The following is a 22,483-nucleotide window of genomic DNA, read 5'->3' as shown; positions in this document are numbered from 1 at the left end:
GTGTTGATTGAATTGGATGTTACATTATAACAATTCAAATCACGATAGCTTTTTCATGAACGGGCTTTCATATGAACAGACGTCATCTGCTCAATCTGCTGCTGGCCAGTACGGCCTTGGCTTTCCCCTTCAGTGTCTCGGCCACACAAATTCGCAATGCGCGGCTCTGGCGCTCGGATGAAAAGCTGCGATTGGTGTTCGACCTGAGCGGTCCGGTGCGCTACAAAACTTTCTCCCTGAGCGCTCCAGAACGCCTGATCATTGACCTTTCAGGGGCGAGTTTGAGCGGTGATTTCAGCCAGTTGCTGCTTGCCGATACCGCTATTCGCTCCATTCGATCAGGTCACTTTGGTCAGGGTGATACACGGATTGTTCTCGACCTGAACCATCCAGTGCTGTTGAACAGCTTCCTTTTGGCGCCCGAAGATGGCCAAGGACACCGCTTGGTGCTTGATCTGGTGAACGCCAAACAGGCATCAAGTGCGGCAATGGTTCCACGTGAAACACCCTTGAATAAAACTCACCCCAAGCGCGACATCATCGTCGTCGTAGACCCCGGGCACGGCGGAAAAGACCCGGGCGCGGTTGGTGCCAAAGGTGAGCGGGAAAAAGATGTGGTGCTGTCCATCGCGCAATTACTCGCCAAACGGCTGAAGAGGGAGAAAGGCTTCGACGTGAAACTGGTGCGCAATGATGATTTCTTCGTGCCACTTCGCAAACGGGTGGATATAGCGCGCCAGCACAAGGCCGACATGTTTATCTCAGTGCATGCCGATGCGGCGCCACGTCTGACGGCGTCGGGAGCGTCTGTGTATTGCCTGTCCGAGGGTGGCGCGACGTCTGCGACTGCGCGCTTCATGGCGCAGCGGGAGAATGGCGCGGATCTGCTCGGTGCGACCAGTCTGCTCAACCTCAAGGACAAGGATCCGATGCTCGCCGGAGTGATCCTCGACATGTCGATGAACGCCACCATCGCCGCCAGTCTGCAACTCGGCAGCACGGTTCTCGGCAGTCTGGCAGGCATTACCACGCTGCATCAGAAGCGCGTGGAGCAGGCAGGATTTGCCGTGTTGAAGTCGCCGGACGTGCCGTCGATTCTGGTGGAAACCGGCTTCATTTCCAACGCCCGAGACAGTCAGCGACTGATCACGCCTCGGCATCAGCAAGCCGTGGCGGATGGTTTGTTCGAAGGGCTACAGCGTTACTTTCAGAAGAATCCACCAGTCGACAGCTATATCGCCTGGCAGCAGGAGCAGCAAAACGCGCAGGTTTAGCAGCCAGTGATCCGGCTGCAGGTGAACTTCGCGCTACTGCCGCCAGAGCTGGAAAAGCGATTGATCGTCGTCCAACCGACGCGACGGGTGTAGCCCACCCAGGCTTCCCCGTCAGAGGCGATCCCGGTAAAGAACGTCAGTTGGCCGAAACGGCTGTTGGTCTGCGCCCAGTAGCGGTTGCCGTCCTTTTCAAAGCCCCGCAGATAAATTGTGCTGCCCACCGTGTTCACGCTGTAGGCATTGCCTTGCGCGTCGATGCAGGCCAGCAGATTGGCGCTGTGTGTGCAGTTGGCGAGTGTGGGAATTTGCCCCCAGGCGTCGGCCCCCGACAGCAACGCGAGACTCAGCAGCGAGCATTTCAAAGCAGTTTTCATCTCGGTTCCCAATGGGCAGATTGCTTGCAGCTTCCTGCGCTTTATCGGTTTGGGCAAGAGCGGGGCTGGCTTATTCATATTGTTATACTATAACATTAATTTGTATTGAGTCTGAGTTCGCCGATTTCAAGCGTCTGCTTCTACCAGATCGCTGTTTTGAAGCCATAGAACGCGGTGCGCTACGCCAAACCAGGCCAACGTGCACATCGGCCACCATTTGATGAGGATTATCCAATGTCATCTCCGCTTCCCGTGACCATTCTTTCGGGCTTTCTCGGTGCCGGAAAAAGTACACTTTTAAATTACGTACTACGTAATCGAGAAGGCTTGCGCGTTGCTGTTATCGTTAACGATATGAGCGAGATCAACATTGATGGTAGCGAAGTTCAGCGCGATGTCAGCTTGAACCGTGCTGAAGAAAAACTGGTGGAGATGAGTAACGGTTGTATCTGCTGTACGTTACGCGAGGACCTGCTCGAAGAAGTCAGCAAGCTCGCCCGCGAAGGACGATTCGATTACCTGCTCATCGAATCCACCGGCATTTCCGAGCCGCTACCGGTCGCCGAAACGTTCACCTTCCGTGACGAGCAGGGCCAGAGCCTCGCCGACGTCGCACGCCTCGACACCATGGTGACGGTAGTCGACGGCGTGAATTTCCTCCTCGACTACCAGGCGGCCGAGAGTCTGGCTTCCCGAGGCGAGACCTTGGGCGATGAAGACGAACGCTCGATCACCGATCTGCTGATCGAACAAATCGAGTTCGCCGACGTACTGCTGATCAGCAAAATCGACCTCATCAGCCGCCAGGAGCGCGAAGAGCTTATGGCAATCCTCAAGCGCCTCAATGCCCAGGCGGAGATCATTGCAATGGTGATGGGCGAGGTGCCGGTGGAGAAAATCCTCAACACGGGCCGATTCGACTTCGAGAAAGCCGCTCAGGCCCCGGGCTGGTTGCAGGAATTGCGCGGTGAGCACGTGCCGGAAACCACGGAATACGGCATCGCCTCGACGGCCTACCGCGCACGCCGCCCGTTCCATCCGCAGCGCTTCTTCAACTTCATCGATCGCCCATGGCCGAACGGCAAACTGCTGCGCTCCAAAGGCTTCTTCTGGCTCGCCAGCAAACCCTCCGACGCAGGCAGTTGGTCGCAGGCCGGCGGTTTGATGCGCCATGGTTTCGCAGGCCGCTGGTGGCGTTTCGTGCCGAAAAACCAATGGCCGCAGGATCAGGAAAGTACCGCAGCGATCATGGAAAACTGGACGCCGAGCGTCGGAGATTGTCGTCAGGAGCTGGTATTCATCGGCCAGAACATCGACTTCGTACAGCTCAAGTCGGATCTCGATGCCTGCCTGCTGACTGACGAAGAAATGGCCATTGGCGTAGACGGTTGGCGCCGGCTGCCGGATCCGTTCGGCCCTTGGCACGAAGAGGCCGCCTGATGCTCGCGCTCAAGTTGCAGCAAAACCGGGCGCGCCATCAGCATCAGGGAGCGACGCCGAAAACGCTGACGCGAATCCTCGAAGACGACGTCAATCTTGCGGTCTGGCAGCGCCAACTGCCGCTGCACATCGCCGATTTTGCAGAATTGCTGCTGTCGCTCAACGAGCCTCTGGCGGAATCGCTGTGCATCGAACTGCCGGATGAAGACGCCGACCCTGATCTGAAAGGATTGGCCGCCGGATTCCGTGATCTGCAAGGCTACGAAGCCTTCATCGCTGACCTGCAATGGCTGGTGAGTGCCTTCGCCTGTCTGCTGGGGGCACGGCGTATCGGTTTGCGCCTGCGGGTGTTGGATAAAGCCATGTGCCCACGTTTCCATGTCGATTATGTGCCGGTGCGCTTGATCACAACCTTTGCGGGGATTGGCAGCCAGTGGCTCAAGGAGGGCGTGATGGATCGCGAGCAACTGGGCCAGGCCAACGCCGAGCCACAGGGCATGAGCCAAATCCAGCAACTCAAACGGGGTGATGTGGCGCTATTGAAGGGCGAGAAGTGGCTCGGCAATGAAGGCTTTGGCCTGATTCATCGCTCCCCGCAACCGGCGGCGGGTGAGCGACGGCTGCTGCTGACCCTCGACTGGCTCGGCTGACAGCTCAAGGCTTGAGCCACTGGCCCTGGCTTTGGCCTTCGCAGTACGGCTGCAAATACGCCGCGTCGGAGGCGACACCGTAATAGTGGATATCCTGGCGATAGGGCATATTGGCGACTTGCGCGTTGCTGCACACGCCGAACGCGCCGCTCGGGCATTGATCGACGTACTGCACCTCGACTTTCTGCCCGGCCAAGGTCGGTTGGCAGAAGCCGTCGCTAAACAGCTTCTCGGGAATATTGCGGTTTTGCTGGCAGACTTTAACGTCAAGTCGCTCGCCCTGGCTGTGCACCACGCAGGCCTGGGCCCAGGCTTCGCTCGACAGCAGCATCAACAGCAACGACCATCCCATCCAACGCATGCCCAATCCCCTCAGAAAACTCCCAGTCATGTTGCAGAACATTCCTACCCATGTCATCGCCGGCCCTTTGGGCGCCGGCAAGACCAGTCTGATTCGCCAGCTCATGGCCCAGCGGCCGGAAGGCGAGCGCTGGGCGGTGCTGATCAATGAGTTCGGCCAGATCGGCCTCGATGCCGCGTTGCTGACCCGCGACGCCGATGGTATCGCACTGGGCGAGGTCGCCGGAGGGTGTCTGTGTTGCGTGAATGGTGCGCCGTTTCAAATCGGCCTCGGCCGTTTGCTGCGCAAGGCCCGGCCGGATCGGCTGTTCATTGAGCCGTCCGGGCTGGGCCATCCGGCGCAGTTGCTCAAGCAGTTAAGCGAAGCGCCGTGGCGTGGTGTACTGGCGGTACAGCCCTGTGTGTCAGTGCTGGATGCCCAGGCGCTGGCAGCCGGGAAAGCGCTGCCGCCCGCTCAGCAGGAGGCTTTGGGCAACGCCGGTCTGCTGTTACTGAACAAGGCAGAAAGTCTGAATGAGGCTGTTCGGCAGACCATCGCCGAGCGTTTGCCGGCAGTCAAACTGATCTGGACGCAGCAGGCGCAACTACCGTTGCGTGAGTTGCCGGGTGTGGCTGCGCAAGCAATGGCAGGTGTGGATAACCTCATCGTGCCGCAGGGATTGGGGTCGATTCCGGCGATCTGGAGCGATCCGCAATCGCCGATTTGCCTGAGTCAGGCACAGGAGGGCGGTTGGAGCATTGGTTGGCGCTGGCACCCGGGACAGAGGTTCGATACGCAACGCCTGAGCCAATGGCTGCAAAGCCTGGACTGGCGACGGGCCAAACTGGTTATCCACAGCGCACAGGGTTGGGTTTCAGCCAATGCCCTGGATAACGCTGAACTGAATTGGCAACCCAGCGAGTGGCGCCGGGATTCACGTATCGAGCTGATCTTTGCCGACGCGCAAAGTGTCGAGGATTTGCAGGTAGGCCTGGCGCAATGCCGGGTTCAGGCGGGTTAGCTTAAGGCTTCCACTTGTTGTGATCCTGACGCCACTGGCTCAGCTCGATCACTTCGGCCCGTGGGCGGGTGACCTCGACCACGGGTGGCGTGTCGTCGAACGGTGCCGGGTAGGGCGCCAGTTCGATCTGTGCGCTGTGTGCGCCAAACTGGGTGATGGTGCCGTTGTGCCGGGTTTCGCCGGTCACGGTGAACTCGAAGTTGTAGACCCGGGCCAGGCGCCGCCGGCCGCTGCCATCCTTGATCAAACCGATTTTTTTCAACGCGACGTTGCCGTCCAGCAGTTCGACGCCGACGTTGATGCAATGCTGCTTGACCCGTTCCAGCGCCCGCTCGCGCAAGCCGTGGTTGTGCCAAAGCCATGCGCCGGCAGCGGCGAACAGCATCAGCACGAAGATGTTTTCGAGGGTCAGCATCAACAGGAAACTCCAAAAGATAAGCTCAGCTTAACTGCGTCGCCGGTCTGTCGTACAGGCTGTGTTTCGTCGCATACTGCGCGGCTTGAATTTCAATCGTTTTACGGAATAACCCGAATGAAACGTACGCCTCATCTGCTCGCCATTCAGTCCCATGTGGTCTTCGGCCATGCCGGCAACAGCGCCGCGGTTTTTCCGATGCAGCGGGTCGGGGTGAATGTCTGGCCGCTCAACACCGTGCAGTTTTCCAACCACACCCAGTACGGGCAGTGGGCCGGTGAAGTGCTGTCGCCGCACCAGATCCCCGAACTGGTCGAAGGCATTGCCGCCATTGGCGAGCTGGGCAACTGCGACGCCGTGCTCTCCGGTTATCTGGGCAGCGCGGCGCAGGGCCGGGCGATTCTCAGTGGTGTCGAGCGCATCAAATCGGTCAATCCGAAGGCGTTGTACCTGTGCGACCCGGTAATGGGTCATCCGGAGAAAGGCTGCAGTGTGCCGACCGAAGTCAGCGATTTCCTGCTGGAAGAAGCGGCAGCCGTGGCGGACATCATGTGCCCGAACCAGCTGGAGCTGGACAGCTTCTCCGGGCGCAAGCCGCAGTCCTTGTTTGATTGCCTGGGGATGGCCCGGGCACTGCTGGCACGCGGCCCGAAAGCGGTGCTGGTCAAACACCTGGATTATCCGGGCAAACCGGCGGACGGTTTCGAGATGTTGCTGGTGACCGCCGACGAAAGCTGGCACCTGCGCCGTCCGCTGCTGGCGTTTCCGCGTCAACCGGTGGGTGTGGGCGATCTGACGTCCGGTTTGTTCCTGGCACGGGTGCTGCTCGGTGACAGTCTGGTGGCGGCGTTTGAATTCACTGCAGCGGCGGTGCATGAAGTGCTGCTGGAAACCCAGGCGTGTGCCAGTTACGAGCTGCAACTGGTGCGGGCGCAGGACCGGATCGCGCATCCGCGGGTGAAGTTCGAGGCGACGGCGATCAGTTTGTAAAACCGCGTTACACCCATTCGCGAGCAAGCCCGCTCCCACCTTCGACCGCGTTCTCATGGGCGGACTGCGATTGAAGGTGGGAGCGGGCTTGCTCGCGAAGGCTATCTATAAAAGCAACATCATTCCAAAGGATCGATCAGGCGTCGCCCTTGATCTCCTGATAGCGCTTCTCCAGCTCCTGGCGAATCTGCCGGCGCTGCTGGGCCTGCATGTAGCGACGCTTGTCTTCGCTGTTCTGCGGTTGCAGTGGCGGTACGGCGGCAGGTTTGCGCTGGTCATCCACCGCGACCATGGTGAAGAAGCAGCTATTGGTGTGGCGTACCGAGCGCTCGCGGATGTTCTCGGTCACCACTTTGATGCCGACCTCCATCGAGGTGTTGCCGGTGTAGTTGACCGACGCAAGGAAGGTTACCAGTTCGCCGACATGGATCGGCTCGCGGAAAATCACCTGATCCACCGACAGCGTTACCACGTAGCGGCCGGCATAGCGGCTCGCGCAGGCGTAGGCCACTTCGTCGAGGTATTTGAGCAGGGTACCGCCGTGGACATTGCCAGAGAAGTTGGCCATGTCGGGGGTCATCAATACCGTCATCGACAGTTGGGCGTTTCCGGGTTCCATAACGTTCTCACGGATCAAGGCTGGATGGCTGGACGCACCTCTGCGGGTGCCTGGTGGCTTTTTCAAAAGCACCGTTATCGGGACGCCAGACGAGTGGCTGCCGTCACGCCGCGACCGATCTGTTTCCTTATATTGCACCGCCTTCCAGCCGGAAGTCGCGGTGTTAACCTGCAAAAGGCCCTGCCCAAGGGCAATTCCCACACGAAAAGCGGATTTTTACCCAGCTCGCTCAGACCTTTCTGATGTCTGACGGCGGGTCACGTCATACAAGGAGCCCACACCATGCATGCCATCAGCTTTATTCAGGACCTGGCAGTGATCATGTTGGTCGCAGGTGTGGTCACCGTGCTGTTTCACCGCTTCAAGCAGCCGGTGGTGCTCGGCTACATCGTCGCCGGTTTCATCATCGGGCCGCACACGCCGCCGTTTGGCCTGATCCACGACGAAGAAACCATCAAGACCCTCGCCGAGCTGGGGGTGATTTTTCTGATGTTCTGCCTCGGGCTGGAATTCAGTCTGCGCAAGTTGTTCAAGGTTGGCGCCACGGCGTTTATCGCGGCGTTCCTCGAAATCGTCCTGATGATCTGGATCGGGTACGAGATCGGTCGCTGGTTCGACTGGAACACCATGGACTCGCTGTTCCTCGGCGCGATCCTCGCCATCTCCTCAACCACCATCATCGTCAAGGCGCTTAACGACCTGAAGATGAAGAACGAGCGCTTTGCGCAGCTGATCTTCGGCGTACTGATCGTCGAGGACATCCTCGGCATCGGCATCATCGCCTTGCTGTCGAGTATCGCGGTCAGCGGCACGGTCAGCTCCGGCGAAGTCTTCTCCACGGTCGGCAAGCTGTCGCTGTTCATGATCGTTGCGCTGGTGGTGGGCATTCTGCTGGTGCCGCGTCTGTTGGCTTATGTCGCCAAATTCGAAAGCAACGAGATGCTGCTGATCACCGTGCTTGGCCTGTGCTTCGGTTTCTGCCTGCTGGTGGTCAAGCTTGAATACAGCATGGTGCTCGGCGCCTTCCTGATCGGCGCGATCATGGCCGAGTCGCGGCAACTGCTGAAGATCGAACGGCTGATCGAGCCGGTTCGCGACCTGTTCAGTGCAATCTTCTTCGTCGCCATCGGCCTGATGCTCGATCCTATGATCCTGCTGCAATACGCGTGGCCGATTGCAGTCATTACCGTGGCGGTGGTGCTCGGCAAGATGTTGTCCTGCGGCCTCGGGGCGTTTATCGCCGGCAATGACGGACGAACCTCACTGCGTGTGGGGATGGGGCTGTCACAGATTGGCGAATTTTCCTTCATCATCGCCGCGCTCGGGATGACGCTGCAGGTCACCAGCAACTTTCTGTATCCCGTCGCGGTGGCGGTGTCGGTGATCACCACGCTACTGACGCCGTACCTGATTCGCGCGGCCGACCCGTTGTCGATCAAGCTCTCGGCGGCGGTGCCCAAGCGTTTGGGCCGGGTGTTCGGCATGTATGGCGAATGGCTGCGCAGCATTCAGCCGCAAGGCGAGGGCGCGATGCTGGCGGCGATGATCCGGCGGATCCTGTTGCAGGTCGGGGTCAATCTGGCGCTGGTGATCGCGATCTTCTTCAGCGGCGCGTTCTTTGCCGGACGGCTGTCGGTTTGGATGCAGGACTGGATCGGTGATCCGAGCTGGCAGAAGGCGTTGATCTGGGGCGGGGCGCTGCTGCTGTCACTGCCATTCCTGATCGCGGCGTATCGCAAGCTCAAGGCGCTGTCGATGCTGCTGGCGGAAATGGGCGTGAAGCCGGAGATGGCCGGGCGTCACACGCAGCGAGTGCGTCGGGTGATCTCCGAAGTGATCCCGATCCTCTCGCTGCTGGTGATCTTCCTGCTGTTGGCAGCCTTGTCGGCCAGTATCCTGCCGACCAACAAGTTGCTGGTGCTGGTCGCCGTGGTCGCGGCCGCCGTTGCGGCGCTGCTCTGGCGCTGGTTCATCCGCGTGCACACGCGGATGCAGGTGGCCCTGCTGGAAACCCTCGACAACCACAAGGAGTCGTCGGGGCACTGACCGGCCCGGGCATCCGGCTAATCAGCTCTCCAGCCAGACGTCCCGCGCCCAATGCCACACCGATTCCCAGGATTCTTCGGTGATCAACTCTTCTTCGCCGGACCACAGCACTACGGTGCCGTCTTCTTCGACGCAGTAGTAGTTGTCGCCGTCCTGGCAGATCGGGATCAGGTCGCGCGGTACGCCGATGTCCCAGGCGTTGGCCGCCACGTCCGGCAGATAGGTGTGCGATTGCGGGTCGGTGACGGTCACCGGCTCGAGGCTGCCGTACACCACGTCACTGACGGTCAGCAGAAACTCTTTGAAGACGAACGGGATGTTGATGAAGAGTTCTTCTTCGATTTCTACCAATTGGTCTTCGTCGGGCAATTCCAGGGGAACCGGTACGGGTTCGTTGGCTTCGCGCAGTTGTTCGATGATTTCTTCCACGTCCGGGATCCTCTTGCTTGAATGGCGCGGTTTATATGGGCCGGTTTATACAGTAGCTCGCTATAGATGCAACCGTGAAATAGAAAACCCCGGCCGAGGCCGGGGTTTTTATTACCACATGCGTAACGCGATGGGGATCAGCCGTTCTGGCGAATACCGGCCACCAGCCAAGGCTGGTTTTCGCCCTGTGGGCGTTCCATGTTCCAGCTTTCGCTGAACACTTCGCCCTGGTCGAAACGCGAGGTCTTCGACACGCCGCTGAAGGTCAGGGTAGCGATGGTCTTGTCGGCACGATCATCCACGCCGTCCAGCTGAACCTGCAGGTTTTCGATGTAAGTCGACTGGAAGCCGTCGCCCAGATCCGCACGCTCACGCTTGAGGAAGTCGAGCATCTGCGGGGTCACGAACTCGGCGATCTTGTCCATTTCGTTGGCGTCCCAGTGCTGCTGCAGCGCCTGGAAGTGGCTGCGCGCGGCGGCAAGGAAGTTCTGCTCGTTGAACCAGGCTGGTGCGTTGATCACCGGACGAGCGGCAACCGGCGCGGCCGAACCACCGAAGATCGAACCCATGGCAGCAGGCTTCTGCTCGAATACTTCACGCTGCATCGGCGCGCCGGCCGGAGCCAGGTGCTCCTGCTGCTTGCGTCGACGAGCGGCGATGAAGCGGAAGATCACGAACGCGATCACGGCCATGATCAGGATGTCGAAGATCTGCATGCCCTGGAAGCCGCCGCCCATGAACATGGAAGCGAGCAGGCCACCGGCGGCGATACCGGCCAGAGGGCCGAGCCATTTCGAAGCGCCGCCAGCCTTGGCCGCGGCACCGGCAGCGCCGGCAGCACCAGCGGTCGCTGCTGCGCCGCCCATGCCTGGGGAAGAAGGAGCCATCTGGCTGGTCTGGTGCGTCGGCGCAGCGCCGGCGCTTTTGCCACCACCAAAGCGCTTGGCGTTGGCGTCGAGGCTCATCGTCAGGCCGATGCACAACGCCATGGCGATGCTAAGAAAACGTTTCATAAAGGGAATTCCCGTTTGTGGAGACACGCGCGCCATGTTGCACAGCTGAAGTGTTACTGGCTAGCGAGAGAGTGTTTCGGGCTTTTGCCTGACAGGTTATGTTCAGCTCCGTCGAAGCAATAAGGCCATGTACTTTTGTCTGTAGGAAAATGGGATAGGTTCAGCGGGAAACTTGCTTATCGACGCAACGCCAGCAGCACCACACCGGCGGTGATCAGGCCGATGCCGCCCCATTGGCGCAAGTCGAGTTTCTCGCCCAGCAGGATCACGCCGAGCACCGCCACCAGTACCACGCTGAGTTTGTCCACTGGCCCAACCAGCGAGGCCGGGCCGACTTTCAGCGCGCGGAAGTAGCACAGCCACGACGCGCCGGTCCCCAGACCGGACAACAGCAGGAACAGATAGCTCTTGGCGGAAATCGATCCCAATGACTGATATTGGCCCGTCGCGTACAAAATCAAGGCCAGACTGACCAGGACCACGATGGTGCGCAGCAGGGTGGCGAAGTCGGAATTGACGTTTTCGATGCCGATCTTGGCGAAGATCGCCGTCAGCGCGGCGAAAGTCGCCGAGAGCAGGGCCCAGAATGTCCAGGAAGAAAAGAAGCCTGAGCCCATGGAAATGTCCTTGTTAGATCATCCAACGCCGACCCCTGTGGGAGCGAGCCTGCTCGCGAAAGCCACACTGCGGTTTATCAGATCAACCACGGTGATGTCATTCGCGAGCAGGCTCGCTCCCACAGAAAAGCGAAACCGGCGTCAGATGGCTTCCAGCTTGGCGTACCCGAGCATCAGCCACTTGCTGCCTTCGCTGAAGTTCACCTGCACCCGCGCCTGCGCGCCGGCGCCTTCGAAGTTGAGGATCACGCCGTCGCCGAAGATCGAGTGACGCACCGCCTGACCCAGGCTGAAGCCGGTTTCCGGAATCTCGCTACCGCTGAACAGGTTGCTGCCGCTCATCGACTGGTTGCCGCCGAACGGTCGGCTGACGCTGTTCGACAGGCGTACTTCCTGAATCAGACCCTTCGGCACTTCACGGACGAAACGCGAGACCTTGTTGTAGGTTTCGCTGCCGTACAGGCGTCGGGTTTCAGCATAGGTCATCACCAGATTCTGCATGGCCCGGGTGATACCGACGTAGGCCAGACGACGTTCTTCTTCAAGGCGACCCGGTTCCTCCAGGCTCATCTTGTGCGGGAACAGACCTTCTTCCATGCCCACCAGGAACACGTAAGGGAACTCCAGGCCCTTGGCGCTGTGCAGGGTCATCAACTGAATGCTGTCTTCGTGTTCGTCGGCCTGAGTGTCGCCGGCTTCCAGCGAAGCGTGGCCGAGGAACGCCGCCAGCGGCGTCAGCTCTTCGTCTTCTTCGGTGTTCTCGAAGTTGCGCGCGGCGCTGACCAGCTCCTCAAGGTTTTCTACCCGGGCCTGGCCCTTCTCGCCTTTTTCCGCTTCGTGATAGGCGATCAGCCCCGATTGCTCGATGACGGTCTGGGTCATCAGATGCAGCGGCATCTCCATGCACTTGGCGGCAAGGTTCTCGATCAGCTCGATAAACGCACCCAAGGCGCCGGCAGCACGACCGGTCAGGCCTTTATTGGCGACCAGTTGGCGCATCGCTTCCCACATCGACACATCGCTGTGGCGTGCATGGTCGCGGATCGCTTCGACGGTTTTCTCACCAATACCACGGGCCGGGACGTTGATCACCCGCTCCAGTGCGGCATCGTTGCCACGGCCTTCGAGCAGGCGCAGGTAGGCCATGGCGTTCTTGATTTCCGCGCGTTCAAAAAAGCGCTGGCCGCCATAGATGCGGTACGGAATGCGCTCGCGCAGCAAGGCTTCTTCCAAAACGCGCGATTGGGCGTTGGAGCGGTAGAGAATCGCGATGTCGCTGCGGGCCAGGCCGGTTTTCAGCGCGCTTTCGATGGTTTCGACAACGTAGCGCGCTTCGTCGTGTTCGTTGAACGCGGCGTACAGGTTGATCGCTTCGCCGTCGCCGCCGTCAGTCCACAGCTCTTTGCCGAGACGTCCGGTGTTGTTGGCGATCAGGGCGTTGGCGGCCTTGAGGATGCCGGCAGTGGAGCGATAGTTCTGCTCCAGACGAATGGTCACCGAATCCGGGAAGTCTGAGGAGTACTGATGGATGTTCTCGATTTTCGCTCCGCGCCAGCCGTAGATCGACTGGTCGTCGTCGCCGACCACCATCAGGCTGTCGCCGCCCTTGCCGAGCAGACGCAACCAGGCGTACTGCACGGCGTTGGTGTCCTGGAACTCGTCGACGAGGATATGGCGGAAGCGCTTCTGATAGTGCGCCAGCAGGCCCGGATGGTCGCGCCACAGGTCGAGCGCGCGCAGCAGCAGTTCGGAGAAGTCGATCACGCCGGCGCGCTGGCAGGCAGCCTCGTAGGCCTCATAGATGCCGCGCATGGTGGCCAGGTACAAGTCGCCGCTGGCCTGAATGTGTTGCGGACGCAGACCTTCGTCTTTCTGCCCGTTGATGAACCACTGGGCCTGACGGGCCGGCCAGCGCTGTTCGTCCAGCCCCAGCTCGCGGATCACCCGCTTGACCAGTCGCTGCTGGTCGTCGCTGTCGAGAATCTGGAAAGTCTGGCTCAAGCCCGCTTCCTGCCAGTGCGCCCGCAGCAAGCGGTGCGCCAGGCCGTGGAAGGTGCCGACCCACATGCCGGCCGGGTTGATACCCAGCAACTGCTCGATGCGATGACGCATCTCGGCAGCGGCCTTGTTGGTGAAGGTCACCGACAGAATGGAGTGGGGCGAGGCGTTTTCGACCTGGATCAACCAGGCGATACGGTGCACCAGCACTCGGGTTTTACCGGAGCCGGCACCGGCCAGGACCAACTGACGGCCAACGGGGGCTGCTACGGCCTGCCGTTGGGCATCGTTGAGGGAGTTCAGCAGAAGGGAGAGATCATCGCGCATCGGGGCATTCTAGGGTGCGCCGCAGGCCCGGGCAAACCGAGCTTTGCATTAGCCGATGAAAGTGCCGCCAATGACGACCGGTCGGTCATTGGCTACAGGCTTCGGCCCGCCTCGCTCTGCGGGTTTTGTCGGCGCTGCGGGGGCGAAAAGTTTCGCTGAAATTATGATCTGGAGCAGTTTGGCAACTGGATCGGCTTGTGTATGCTCCGTGCACATTTCGGGCGCATGCCCGTCCTAATAAGAACAAGAACGTTGCCCATGACCCTCAGCTCCGAACTGTCGGGCCCCTCTGTGGAACCCCGGGTTATCCGCAAACACTACGCCACCGAGATGGCGGTCGAACGCACGCGTCTGCTTTATCAGGGCTCATTGCTGCCCACACTCTTCATGTTGATCAATGGTCTGGTCTGCGCCGGTTTGCTCTGGAGCCCGCAGCGCTATTTCGTGGTCAGCATCTGGCTGGTCTGGCTGCTGTCGCTGGTGGCGCTGCGGGTGATTCAGGTCGCGGCCTTCGATTCGGCAATCCCCGATCGTCAGGCTCAGCCGATCTGGTTCCGCATGTTCCTGCTCGGTTCGACCATGACCGGCCTGACGCTCGCCGGGGCCGGTATTGCGTTGGTGCCCGCCGACAACTTCATGCAGCAGGCCTGGGTCTTCGGCCTGATCGGTGCTGCGACGTTGTCGGCCAGTGTTGCCTACGCGGTCAGTCTGCCGGCGTTTCTTTCCTTCACCTTGCCGTGCCTGCTGCCGGCGATCGGTTACCTGTTCTGGGGCGGCGATGAACTGGCGCGGGGTTGGGGCTGGCTCGGGCTGATCCTGCTGGGCTCGCTCAGCGTGGTGGCGTGGCAGGTCAATCGGCTGATTGATCGCGGCCTGCTGCGGCGCTTTCAGAACCAACACCTCATCGAACACTTGCAGCGGGCACAGAGCCGCAGCGAACAGCTCAATCAGGAACTGGGCAAAGAGATCGAACAGCGGCGCTGCGCCGAGGGCCAGTTGCGCGAGGCTCAGGTCGAACTGGAAGATCGCGTGGCCCTGCGCAGCCGTGAACTGGATGTGGCCAGCCAGGCACTCATCAAAAGCGAAGCCCGTCTGGCCTTGGCGTTAAAGGCCAGTGAGCTGGGGTTGTGGGACTGGAACCTGCAAACCGACGAAGTCCATCACACGCAGATCCAGGAACTGTTCGGCCTTGCGCCGGAGTACGTCACGGCGCTCCTGCGCGACCTCAAGCCCCGTCTGCACCCCGAGGACGTGCCGTCGCTCAAGCAGGCGCTGATCGAGCACCTGAAAGGGCGCACCGAGGACTATCAGATCGAATACCGCGTACGCCACGGCGACGGCCATTGGGTGTGGATCGAGGACCGCGGTCGCGCCGTGGAGCGCAGTGAAAGTGGGCGGGTGATCCGCATGGTCGGTACCCGGCGCGACATCAGCGCGAGCAAAAGTCTTGAAGAACAGCAGCGACTGGCGGCCACGGTGTTCGAAGCGGCCAGCGAAGGCATCGTCATTCTCGATCCGAACTACGCGCTGATCGCGATCAATCAGGCGTTCAGTCGTGTCACCGGTTATGACATCGACGACATGCTCGGGCGCAATGTCGTCGAGCTGCCGTGCAGTCGTGATGCGCGGCGGCATTATGTTTCGATCCGTCACGCACTGGAGCAGCACGGCAGTTGGCAGGGCGAACTGGTCGAAACCCGCAAGAACGGCGAGCTGTATCCGCAGTGGTTGCAACTCAACGCGGTGCGCGACAGTCGGGGAAACGTCAGTCATATCGTCGGCTTCTTCGCCGATCTTTCGGCGCGGCGCGAATCCGAAGAGCGCATGCGCTTCCTGACGCACTACGATGAGCTGACCGGGCTGGCCAATCGCTCGCTGTTCCGCGAACGCCTGCACGAAGCCCATCAGCGCGTGCGTCAGGGCGGGCGCCGCAGTCTGGCGCTGCTGCACATCAATCTGGATCGCTTCAAGTTGCTCAACGACAGCCTCGGTCACGAGGTGGCGGATCAGCTATTGCAGAAAATGGCTCGACGGCTGGTCAATGCGTTGCCGGAGGCCGACACCATCGCGCGGCTGTCCGGCGACGAATTTGCCGTGCTGTTCGATGCCTACGGCAACCTGTCGAGCCTGGCGCGGGTCGCCACGCGTCTGTCGAGCAAGCTGCGTCTGCCGTTGACGATCGAAGGGCATGAGCTGGTGGTCAGTGCCTCGATGGGCATCAGCATGCTGCCGGACAACGCCCGGGAGATTTCCGCGCTGGTCAGTCAATCGAACATGGCGATGCAACACGCCAAGCATCTGGGCGGCAACAATTTCCAGTTTTACACCGACAGCCTGCAAGCCAGCACCCTTGAGCGTCTGCAACTGGAGAACCAGTTGCGCAAAGCCATCGAAGACAAGCAGCTCAAGGTGTTCTACCAGCCGAAGCTGTGCCTGCAGACCGGGCGCCTGAATGCGGCGGAAGCGCTGGTGCGCTGGGATCACCCAAGCATGGGCCGGGTGCCGCCGGGGGACTTCATCGGTCTGGCCGAGGAAACCGGCCTGATCGGCCCGATCGGCGAATTCGTGCTGCGCCAGGCCTGCTGGCAGGCGTGCGAATGGCAGCGCCAAGGGCTGGAGCCGATTCGGGTATCGGTGAACCTGTCGGTGCATCAACTGCGTCAGGGCAAACTGGTCAGTCTGGTGCGCCAGGTGCTGGAGGAAACCGGGCTGGCGCCGCACTACCTCGAACTGGAACTCACTGAGAGCCAGTTGCTCGACAGCGTCGAACACATCATCGCGACCTTCCAGCAGTTGCGCGATCTGGGGGTGAAGCTGGCGATCGACGATTTCGGCACCGGCTATTCGTCGCTGAGTTACCTCAAACGGATTCCGGTGGATTACGTGAAGATCGATCAGGCATTCATTCGCGGACTGGGGCAGGGCAGCGAGGATGCGGCGATCACTCGGGCGATCATCGCCATGGCCCATGGGCTGTCGTTGAAAGTGGTCGCCGAAGGTGTCGAGCGGCAGGAGCAGCTGGAGTTTTTACGTGCTGAGCGCTGCGACGAAGTTCAGGGGTATCTGATCAGTCGCCCGGTGGAGGCCGAGCGTCTGGCCGGGCTTTTGCGCGAACAGGGAAATTCGTTTTAAGGGCTACATGCAGTCCATCGCGCCTGATACGGGGACATGGAGTTACGCATTGAGCAGGCAAAAAGCCAATTCATGTAGTATAACTACAAGCGTGCTACATCCTTGCCCATAAGAAGAGTCCAGCCCCTTGAATCTGCTGCAACACATCGCCCAGTCACGTCACCTGTTACGCAAGTCGGAGCTCAAGGTCGCCGACCACGTGCTGCTTGACCCTGCGGCCGTGATGCACAGTTCCATGGCCGACCTGGCTCACAGCGTCGGCATCAGCGAGCCGACCATCGTGCGTTTCTGCCGGGCCATCGGCTGCTCCGGGTTTCAGGATCTCAAGCTCAAACTGGCGCAAAGCCTGGCCGCCGGTGCCAGTTTCGGTCAGTTCGCGATCCATGAAGACGACTCGGTCGCCGACTACAGTCTGAAAATTTTCGACACCACGTTGCACACCTTGATGGAGGTTCGCGAGAAGCTCGATCCGGTGGAATTGCAGCGCGCGGTGACGCTGATGTCTCAGGCGCAGCGTGTCGAGTTCTACGGCTTTGGTGCGTCGGGCGCGGTGGCGGCGGATGCGCAGCACAAGTTCTTCCGTTTGCTGCTGACGGCGGCGGCGTATTCCGACCCGCACATGCAGGCGATGTCGGCGGTGACGCTGAAGCCGACTGACGTGGCGATCTGCATTTCCCAGTCCGGGCGCTCCAAGGATCTGCTGATCACCGCCAACCTGGTTCGCGAGAGCGGCGCATCGTTGATCACCCTGTGCCCGAGCCAGACACCGCTGGCTGAGCTGTCGACCGTCAACCTGGCGATCGATGTGCATGAAGACACCGAAATCTATACGCCGCTGACCTCGCGCATCGCCCATCTGGTGGTGATCGACGTGCTGGCGATGGGCGTGGCCATGGCGCGCGGGCCGAGCCTGGTCAATCACCTGAAGAGCGTGAAGCGCAGTCTGCGCAGCTTGCGGCTGTCCCCGAAAGCTGCAAAAGCGCTGGATGACTGAAGCCTGCTTTTGTGGCGAGGGAGCTTGCTCCCGATGGGGCGCGCAGCGGCCCTGAAAGGCCGGGCCTGCTTCGCAGTCCAGCGGGAGCAAGCTCCCTCGCCACAATGAAACGCAATCGGCAAACTTTCATCGCACTGTCATCCCAGCGCAGCCAAACCGTCATCCCCCACGCCTATCGTGAAACTCCCGTACTCGCCTTGGGAGACTCGAAATGGCTCAGCCCTACGAAGAACGCAACAGCGCCGCGAAAACCCGTCGTCAACAGGAAGACCAGCGCCGCATGGAATTCCGTCGCGCCATCGAAGATCGCTTCGAACTCCGTCAGCTTCAGAGCGAAATCAACGATTTTCCCGAGGACATCGAACTCAACTACTGGCAGGCAGCACCGGCAGCTTCCCGTCGAAGCGCTCAACCAGCGCGCTGATCTGCACGCGTTCGCTGCGGATAAACGCCAGGAAGGCGTGCGCCACCGGTGACAGCCGTTTGGCCTTGGCTTGCACCAGACACCAGCTGCGAAACAGCGGCAACTCTTCGACCGGCAGCTCCACCAGGCCGCCGGTTGCCAGCTCCAGGTTCAGGGCGTGGCGCGTCAACAGCGCCAGGCCCAGACCCGCCACCACGCATTCGCGCTGAGCTTCGGCCGAGGCCACTTCCTGAGTCTGGGTGAAGTGCACGCGTTTCTCTTTGAAGTATTCCTCGCAGGCCAGTCGCGTCCCGGAGCCGGGCTCACGGATCAGCAACGTGTAAGGCTCGAGATCCTGCAAACGCAGCGGCCCCATGTGCGCCAACGGATGGTCCGGGCGCGCCACGGCGACGATCGGGTTGTTGAGAAACGGCAGAAATTCCAGGCCCATGTCCTGCGGCACCATCGACATGATCACCAGGTCGTCGCGGTTGTCCGAAAGACGACGAATCACCTGGCCGCGGTTGACCACGGTCAGTTGCAGGTTCACTTCCGGGTGCTGGCGCTTGAAGGCGGCGAAAAGGTGCGGCACGAAGTATTTGGCGCTGGATTCCACTGCCAGTTTCAACTGGCCCTGCAGCGAGCCCTGCATGTCCGACAGCTGCATATCGAGGTTTTCCAGGCGTCCGAAGATGTCCCGGCTGGCGCGCTGCAGGGCTTCGGCAGCCTCGGTCATGTAGAGTTTTTTGCCGACATAATCGAATAATGGCTGGCCGATCAGCTCTTCAAGCTGACGAATCTGTAGGCTGACCGCCGGTTGTGTGAGAGACATTTCATCGGCGGCGCGGCTGTAGGAACGTAAATCACACACTTCGTTGAAGATCTGCAATTGGCGTAATGTCATACGCATCAAGGACTTACGCATTTTTTATAGGCTCTGACGGCAGGCTGGTGGTTTAACTATAAGTCTTTGCTTATGCCTGACCCAATTTTTATTCATTTTTGTTAATCCCTTGCGAGGGCTAGTGTGGGGTCGCGACCAGATTGAAACATTTGGTCACGCGTCGACCTGGGTCTAGCAGGTCGTGGTGCCACCGGCTCAAGGGAATTTCCAAGTGATAAAAAAGATCCTGATCGCCAACCGTGGTGAGATTGCCGTACGAATCGTGCGGGCCTGCGCCGAGATGGGCATTCGCTCGGTAGCGATTTTTTCCGACGCCGACCGCCATGCCTTGCATGTGAAGCGTGCGGACGAAGCCCACAGCATCGGTGCCGAGCCACTGGCCGGTTACCTCAACCCGCGCAAGCTGGTGAATCTGGCGGTGGAAACCGGTTGCGATGCATTGCACCCCGGTTACGGCTTCCTCTCGGAAAACGCAGAGCTGGCAGACATCTGCGCCGAACGCGGAATCAAATTCATCGGCCCGTCGGCAGAAGTCATTCGCCGCATGGGCGACAAGACCGAAGCCCGCCGCAGCATGATCAAGGCCGGTGTGCCGGTCACCCCGGGCACTGAAGGCAACGTGTCGGGTATCGAAGAAGCCCTGACCGAGGGCGACCGCATCGGTTATCCGGTGATGCTCAAGGCCACCTCCGGTGGTGGCGGGCGCGGCATTCGTCGCTGCAACAGCCGCGAAGAGCTCGAACAGAACTTCCCTCGGGTGATTTCCGAAGCGACCAAGGCGTTCGGTTCGGCGGAAGTGTTCCTGGAAAAATGCATCGTCAATCCCAAGCACATCGAAGCGCAGATCCTCGGCGACAGCTTCGGCAACGTGGTGCACCTGTTCGAGCGTGACTGCTCGATCCAGCGCCGCAACCAGAAGCTGATCGAGATCGCCCCGAGCCCGCAACTGACCCCGGAACAGCGCGCCTACATCGGCGACCTGTCGGTGCGCGCAGCCAAGGCCGTGGGTTACGAGAACGCCGGCACCGTGGAGTTCCTGCTCGCCGAAGGCGAGGTGTACTTCATGGAGATGAACACCCGGGTGCAGGTGGAACACACCATCACCGAAGAAATCACCGGGATCGACATTGTTCGTGAGCAGATCCGCATCGCCTCTGGCCTGCCGCTGTCGGTTAAGCAGGAAGACATCCAGCACCGTGGTTTCGCGTTGCAGTTCCGCATCAACGCTGAGGATCCGAAAAACAACTTCCTGCCGAGCTTCGGCAAGATCACCCGCTACTACGCCCCCGGCGGCCCCGGCGTGCGTACCGACACGGCGATCTACACCGGGTACACCATTCCGCCGTTCTACGACTCGATGTGCCTGAAACTGGTGGTCTGGGCGTTGACCTGGGAAGAGGCCATGGATCGGGGCCTGCGCGCCCTCGACGACATGCGTCTGCAAGGCGTGAAAACCACCGCCGCGTACTACCAGGAAATCCTGCGCAATCCGGAATTCCGTAGCGGTCAGTTCAATACCAGCTTCGTTGAAAGCCACCCGGAACTGACCAACTACTCGATCAAGCGCAAACCCGAAGAGCTGGCCCTGGCCATCGCCGCCGCCATCGCCGCCCACGCAGGCCTGTGAGGAATACAACAATGACCAAGAAAATTTTCGTAACCGACACCATCCTGCGCGACGCCCACCAATCGCTGCTCGCCACCCGCATGCGCACCGAAGACATGCTGCCGATCTGCGACAAGCTCGATAAGGTCGGCTACTGGTCGCTGGAATGCTGGGGCGGCGCGACGTTCGATGCCTGCGTACGTTTCCTCAAAGAAGATCCGTGGGAACGCCTGCGCCAACTGCGCGCCGCGCTGCCTAACACCCGTCTGCAAATGCTCCTGCGCGGGCAGAACCTGCTGGGCTACCGCCACTACAGCGATGACGTGGTCAAAGCCTTTGTTGCCAAGGCCGCGGTCAACGGCATCGATGTGTTCCGCATCTTCGACGCGATGAACGACGTGCGTAACCTGCGCGTAGCCATCGAAGCGGTGAAGGCTGCGGGCAAACACGCCCAGGGCACCATCGCCTACACCACCAGCCCGGTGCACACCATCGACGCGTTTGTGGCGCAAGCCAAGCAGATGGAAGCCATGGGCTGCGACTCGGTCGCGATCAAGGACATGGCCGGTCTGCTGACCCCATACGCCACCGGTGAACTGGTCCGCGCGTTGAAAGCCGAGCAGTCGCTGCCGGTGTTCATCCATTCGCATGACACGGCGGGTCTGGCGGCGATGTGCCAATTGAAAGCCATTGAAAACGGCGCTGACCACATCGACACCGCGATCTCCAGCTTCGCCTCGGGCACCAGCCATCCGGGCACCGAGTCGATGGTCGCAGCGCTTAAAGGCACCGAATACGACACCGGTCTGAATCTGGAACTGCTGCAGGAGATCGGTCTGTACTTCTACGCCGTGCGCAAGAAGTACCACCAGTTCGAAAGCGAGTTCACCGCCGTCGATACCCGCGTGCAAGTCAACCAGGTGCCGGGCGGGATGATCTCCAACCTCGCCAACCAGTTGAAAGAGCAGGGCGCGCTGAACCGCATGGGCGAAGTCCTGGCGGAAATCCCGCGGGTGCGTGAAGACCTTGGTTTCCCGCCACTGGTGACGCCGACTTCACAGATCGTCGGCACCCAGGCGTTCTTCAACGTGCTGGCCGGCGAGCGCTACAAGACCATCACCAACGAAGTGAAGCTGTACCTGCAAGGCGGCTACGGCAAGGCGCCGGGCGTGGTCAACGAGAAGTTGCGTCGTCAGGCCATCGGCAGCGAAGAGGTGATCGACGTACGTCCGGCCGATCTGCTCAAGCCGGAAATGACCAAGCTGCGTGCCGACATCGGCGCACTGGCCAAGTCCGAAGAAGACGTGCTGACTTTCGCCATGTTCCCGGACATCGGGCGCAAGTTCCTCGAAGAGCGTGCCGCCGGCACCCTGACCCCGGAAGTGCTGTTGCCGATTCCTGAAGCCGGCAAGGTCGCCTCAGCGGGTGGCGAAGGCGTACCGACCGAGTTCGTCATCGACGTCCACGGCGAAACCTACCGCGTCGACATCACCGGGGTTGGCGTGAAGGCCGAAGGCAAGCGTCACTTCTACCTGTCCATCGACGGCATGCCGGAAGAAGTGGTGTTCGAACCGCTCAACGAGTTCGTCAGCGGTGGCAGCAGCAAGCGTAAACAGGCGTCTGCGCCGGGCCACGTCAGCACCACCATGCCGGGCAACATCGTCGATGTGCTGGTCAAGGAGGGCGACACCGTCAAGGCTGGCCAGGCTGTGTTGATCACCGAAGCGATGAAGATGGAAACCGAAGTCCAGGCGGCGATTGCCGGCAAGGTCACGGCCATTCACGTTGCCAAGGGTGACCGAGTGAATCCGGGTGAAATCCTGATCGAGATCGAAGGCTGAGATAACTGCCGCGATCCAACGCTTTAAACCTCGGGGGGGCATGTGCTCCC

The 22,483-nt window shown here is 60.5% G+C and carries 20 protein-coding genes; 11 read left to right on the top strand and 9 right to left on the bottom strand.

Translation table 11 applies throughout. The features are described from left to right. The first annotated feature begins 71 nt into the window (after positions 1 to 71). Positions 72 to 1,274 carry an N-acetylmuramoyl-L-alanine amidase gene (locus tag NTD85_RS27475; protein WP_262143736.1) on the top strand — a complete coding sequence of 401 codons (1,203 nt, stop codon included), beginning with the start codon at positions 72 to 74 and terminating at the stop codon, positions 1,272 to 1,274. Here the strand turns inward: NTD85_RS27475 and NTD85_RS27470 are convergent. Next, a complete protein-coding gene (locus tag NTD85_RS27470) occupies positions 1,271 to 1,648 on the bottom strand; it encodes a glutamine synthetase (protein WP_103522506.1) in 378 nt (125 codons plus the stop codon). The two genes, NTD85_RS27475 and NTD85_RS27470, sit on opposite strands and share 4 nt — an antisense overlap. 234 nt (positions 1,649 to 1,882) lie before the next feature. Here NTD85_RS27470 and zigA point away from each other — a divergent pair, with 234 nt between their 5' ends. Both zigA and NTD85_RS27460 read left to right on the top strand, forming a co-directional pair. Beyond that, complete coding sequence (gene zigA / locus NTD85_RS27465; RefSeq protein ID WP_262143735.1) at positions 1,883 to 3,088, top strand: zinc metallochaperone GTPase ZigA; 1,206 nt, start codon at positions 1,883 to 1,885, stop codon at positions 3,086 to 3,088. Next, entirely contained in the window at positions 3,088 to 3,738 is a 651-nt protein-coding gene (locus NTD85_RS27460; protein ID WP_262143734.1) for a DUF1826 domain-containing protein, read from the top strand. The genes zigA and NTD85_RS27460 overlap by 1 nt, the downstream gene beginning before the upstream one ends. A 4-nt stretch (positions 3,739 to 3,742) precedes the next feature. On the opposite strand, the gene NTD85_RS27455 is transcribed toward NTD85_RS27460, so the two are convergent. Beyond that, positions 3,743 to 4,099 (bottom strand): NADH:ubiquinone oxidoreductase, encoded by a 357-nt coding sequence (locus NTD85_RS27455; protein ID WP_103484031.1) that lies wholly within the window; start codon positions 4,097 to 4,099, stop codon positions 3,743 to 3,745. A gap of 28 nt (positions 4,100 to 4,127) precedes the next feature. Between NTD85_RS27455 and NTD85_RS27450 the strand changes: the two genes are divergently transcribed. Then, complete coding sequence (locus tag NTD85_RS27450; protein ID WP_262143733.1) at positions 4,128 to 5,099, top strand: CobW family GTP-binding protein; 972 nt, start codon at positions 4,128 to 4,130, stop codon at positions 5,097 to 5,099. A 1-nt stretch (position 5,100) separates the two neighbouring features. Here NTD85_RS27450 and NTD85_RS27445 read toward each other — a convergent pair whose 3' ends face one another. Then, on the bottom strand, positions 5,101 to 5,514 hold the full coding sequence (locus tag NTD85_RS27445; protein WP_103484033.1) for a DUF3301 domain-containing protein: 414 nt from the start codon (positions 5,512 to 5,514) through the stop codon (positions 5,101 to 5,103). A gap of 117 nt (positions 5,515 to 5,631) precedes the next feature. Here NTD85_RS27445 and pdxY point away from each other — a divergent pair, with 117 nt between their 5' ends. After that, positions 5,632 to 6,504, top strand: a complete 873-nt coding sequence (gene pdxY / locus NTD85_RS27440; RefSeq protein WP_003229694.1) for a pyridoxal kinase PdxY — start codon at positions 5,632 to 5,634, stop codon at positions 6,502 to 6,504. 136 nt (positions 6,505 to 6,640) lie between these two features. Here pdxY and NTD85_RS27435 read toward each other — a convergent pair whose 3' ends face one another. Further along, positions 6,641 to 7,123 (bottom strand): acyl-CoA thioesterase, encoded by a 483-nt coding sequence (locus NTD85_RS27435; RefSeq protein ID WP_003229693.1) that lies wholly within the window; start codon positions 7,121 to 7,123, stop codon positions 6,641 to 6,643. Positions 7,124 to 7,405: 282 nt separating this feature from the next. On the opposite strand from NTD85_RS27435, the gene NTD85_RS27430 reads away from it, so the two are divergent. Next, the gene (locus tag NTD85_RS27430) at positions 7,406 to 9,169 is read left to right on the top strand and encodes a cation:proton antiporter (RefSeq protein WP_003229692.1); all 1,764 of its coding nucleotides are present in this window, start codon (positions 7,406 to 7,408) and stop codon (positions 9,167 to 9,169) included. Between the two features lie 21 nt (positions 9,170 to 9,190). On the opposite strand, the gene NTD85_RS27425 is transcribed toward NTD85_RS27430, so the two are convergent. The 4 genes from NTD85_RS27425 to uvrD form a co-directional block, all read right to left on the bottom strand. After that, a complete protein-coding gene (locus tag NTD85_RS27425; RefSeq protein WP_047596914.1) occupies positions 9,191 to 9,598 on the bottom strand; it encodes an SMI1/KNR4 family protein in 408 nt (135 codons plus the stop codon). Between the two features lie 137 nt (positions 9,599 to 9,735). Then, positions 9,736 to 10,611, bottom strand: a complete 876-nt coding sequence (locus tag NTD85_RS27420) for a Tim44 domain-containing protein (RefSeq protein ID WP_003229688.1) — start codon at positions 10,609 to 10,611, stop codon at positions 9,736 to 9,738. A 176-nt stretch (positions 10,612 to 10,787) separates the two neighbouring features. Continuing rightward, entirely contained in the window at positions 10,788 to 11,228 is a 441-nt protein-coding gene (locus NTD85_RS27415) for an EamA family transporter (protein ID WP_262143732.1), read from the bottom strand. A 141-nt stretch (positions 11,229 to 11,369) separates the two neighbouring features. Then, the gene (gene uvrD / locus NTD85_RS27410) at positions 11,370 to 13,553 is read right to left on the bottom strand and encodes a DNA helicase II (RefSeq protein WP_003229685.1); all 2,184 of its coding nucleotides are present in this window, start codon (positions 13,551 to 13,553) and stop codon (positions 11,370 to 11,372) included. A 258-nt stretch (positions 13,554 to 13,811) separates the two neighbouring features. Between uvrD and NTD85_RS27405 the strand changes: the two genes are divergently transcribed. The 3 genes from NTD85_RS27405 to NTD85_RS27395 all read left to right on the top strand — a co-directional run bounded on the left by NTD85_RS27405 (position 13,812) and on the right by NTD85_RS27395 (position 18,103). Further along, on the top strand, positions 13,812 to 16,685 hold the full coding sequence (locus NTD85_RS27405; protein WP_262143731.1) for a putative bifunctional diguanylate cyclase/phosphodiesterase: 2,874 nt from the start codon (positions 13,812 to 13,814) through the stop codon (positions 16,683 to 16,685). Positions 16,686 to 16,812: 127 nt separating this feature from the next. Next, positions 16,813 to 17,679 carry a transcriptional regulator HexR gene (gene hexR / locus NTD85_RS27400; RefSeq protein WP_007912071.1) on the top strand — a complete coding sequence of 289 codons (867 nt, stop codon included), beginning with the start codon at positions 16,813 to 16,815 and terminating at the stop codon, positions 17,677 to 17,679. A gap of 211 nt (positions 17,680 to 17,890) precedes the next feature. Further along, positions 17,891 to 18,103: a PA3496 family putative envelope integrity protein gene (locus NTD85_RS27395; protein ID WP_003229681.1), complete on the top strand. Its 213-nt coding sequence runs from the start codon at positions 17,891 to 17,893 to the stop codon at positions 18,101 to 18,103. Here the strand turns inward: NTD85_RS27395 and NTD85_RS27390 are convergent. Then, complete coding sequence (locus NTD85_RS27390; RefSeq protein ID WP_045122685.1) at positions 18,045 to 19,007, bottom strand: LysR family transcriptional regulator; 963 nt, start codon at positions 19,005 to 19,007, stop codon at positions 18,045 to 18,047. The two genes, NTD85_RS27395 and NTD85_RS27390, sit on opposite strands and share 59 nt — an antisense overlap. Before the next feature lie 190 nt (positions 19,008 to 19,197). Between NTD85_RS27390 and NTD85_RS27385 the strand changes: the two genes are divergently transcribed. Together NTD85_RS27385 and oadA are read left to right on the top strand one after the other, a co-directional pair. After that, positions 19,198 to 20,613 carry an acetyl-CoA carboxylase biotin carboxylase subunit gene (locus NTD85_RS27385; protein ID WP_027610345.1) on the top strand — a complete coding sequence of 472 codons (1,416 nt, stop codon included), beginning with the start codon at positions 19,198 to 19,200 and terminating at the stop codon, positions 20,611 to 20,613. A gap of 11 nt (positions 20,614 to 20,624) precedes the next feature. Further along, positions 20,625 to 22,433: a sodium-extruding oxaloacetate decarboxylase subunit alpha gene (gene oadA / locus NTD85_RS27380; protein ID WP_103484036.1), complete on the top strand. Its 1,809-nt coding sequence runs from the start codon at positions 20,625 to 20,627 to the stop codon at positions 22,431 to 22,433. The last annotated feature ends 50 nt before the right edge of the window (positions 22,434 to 22,483 follow it).

The organism is Pseudomonas sp. 13B_3.2_Bac1, from assembly GCF_025466205.1.
GTDB classification, from domain to species: Bacteria; Pseudomonadota; Gammaproteobacteria; order Pseudomonadales; family Pseudomonadaceae; genus Aquipseudomonas; species Aquipseudomonas fluorescens_H.
The sequence above is the reverse complement of the archived record's forward strand: the minus strand, read 5'-3'. Positions and strand labels throughout refer to the sequence as shown.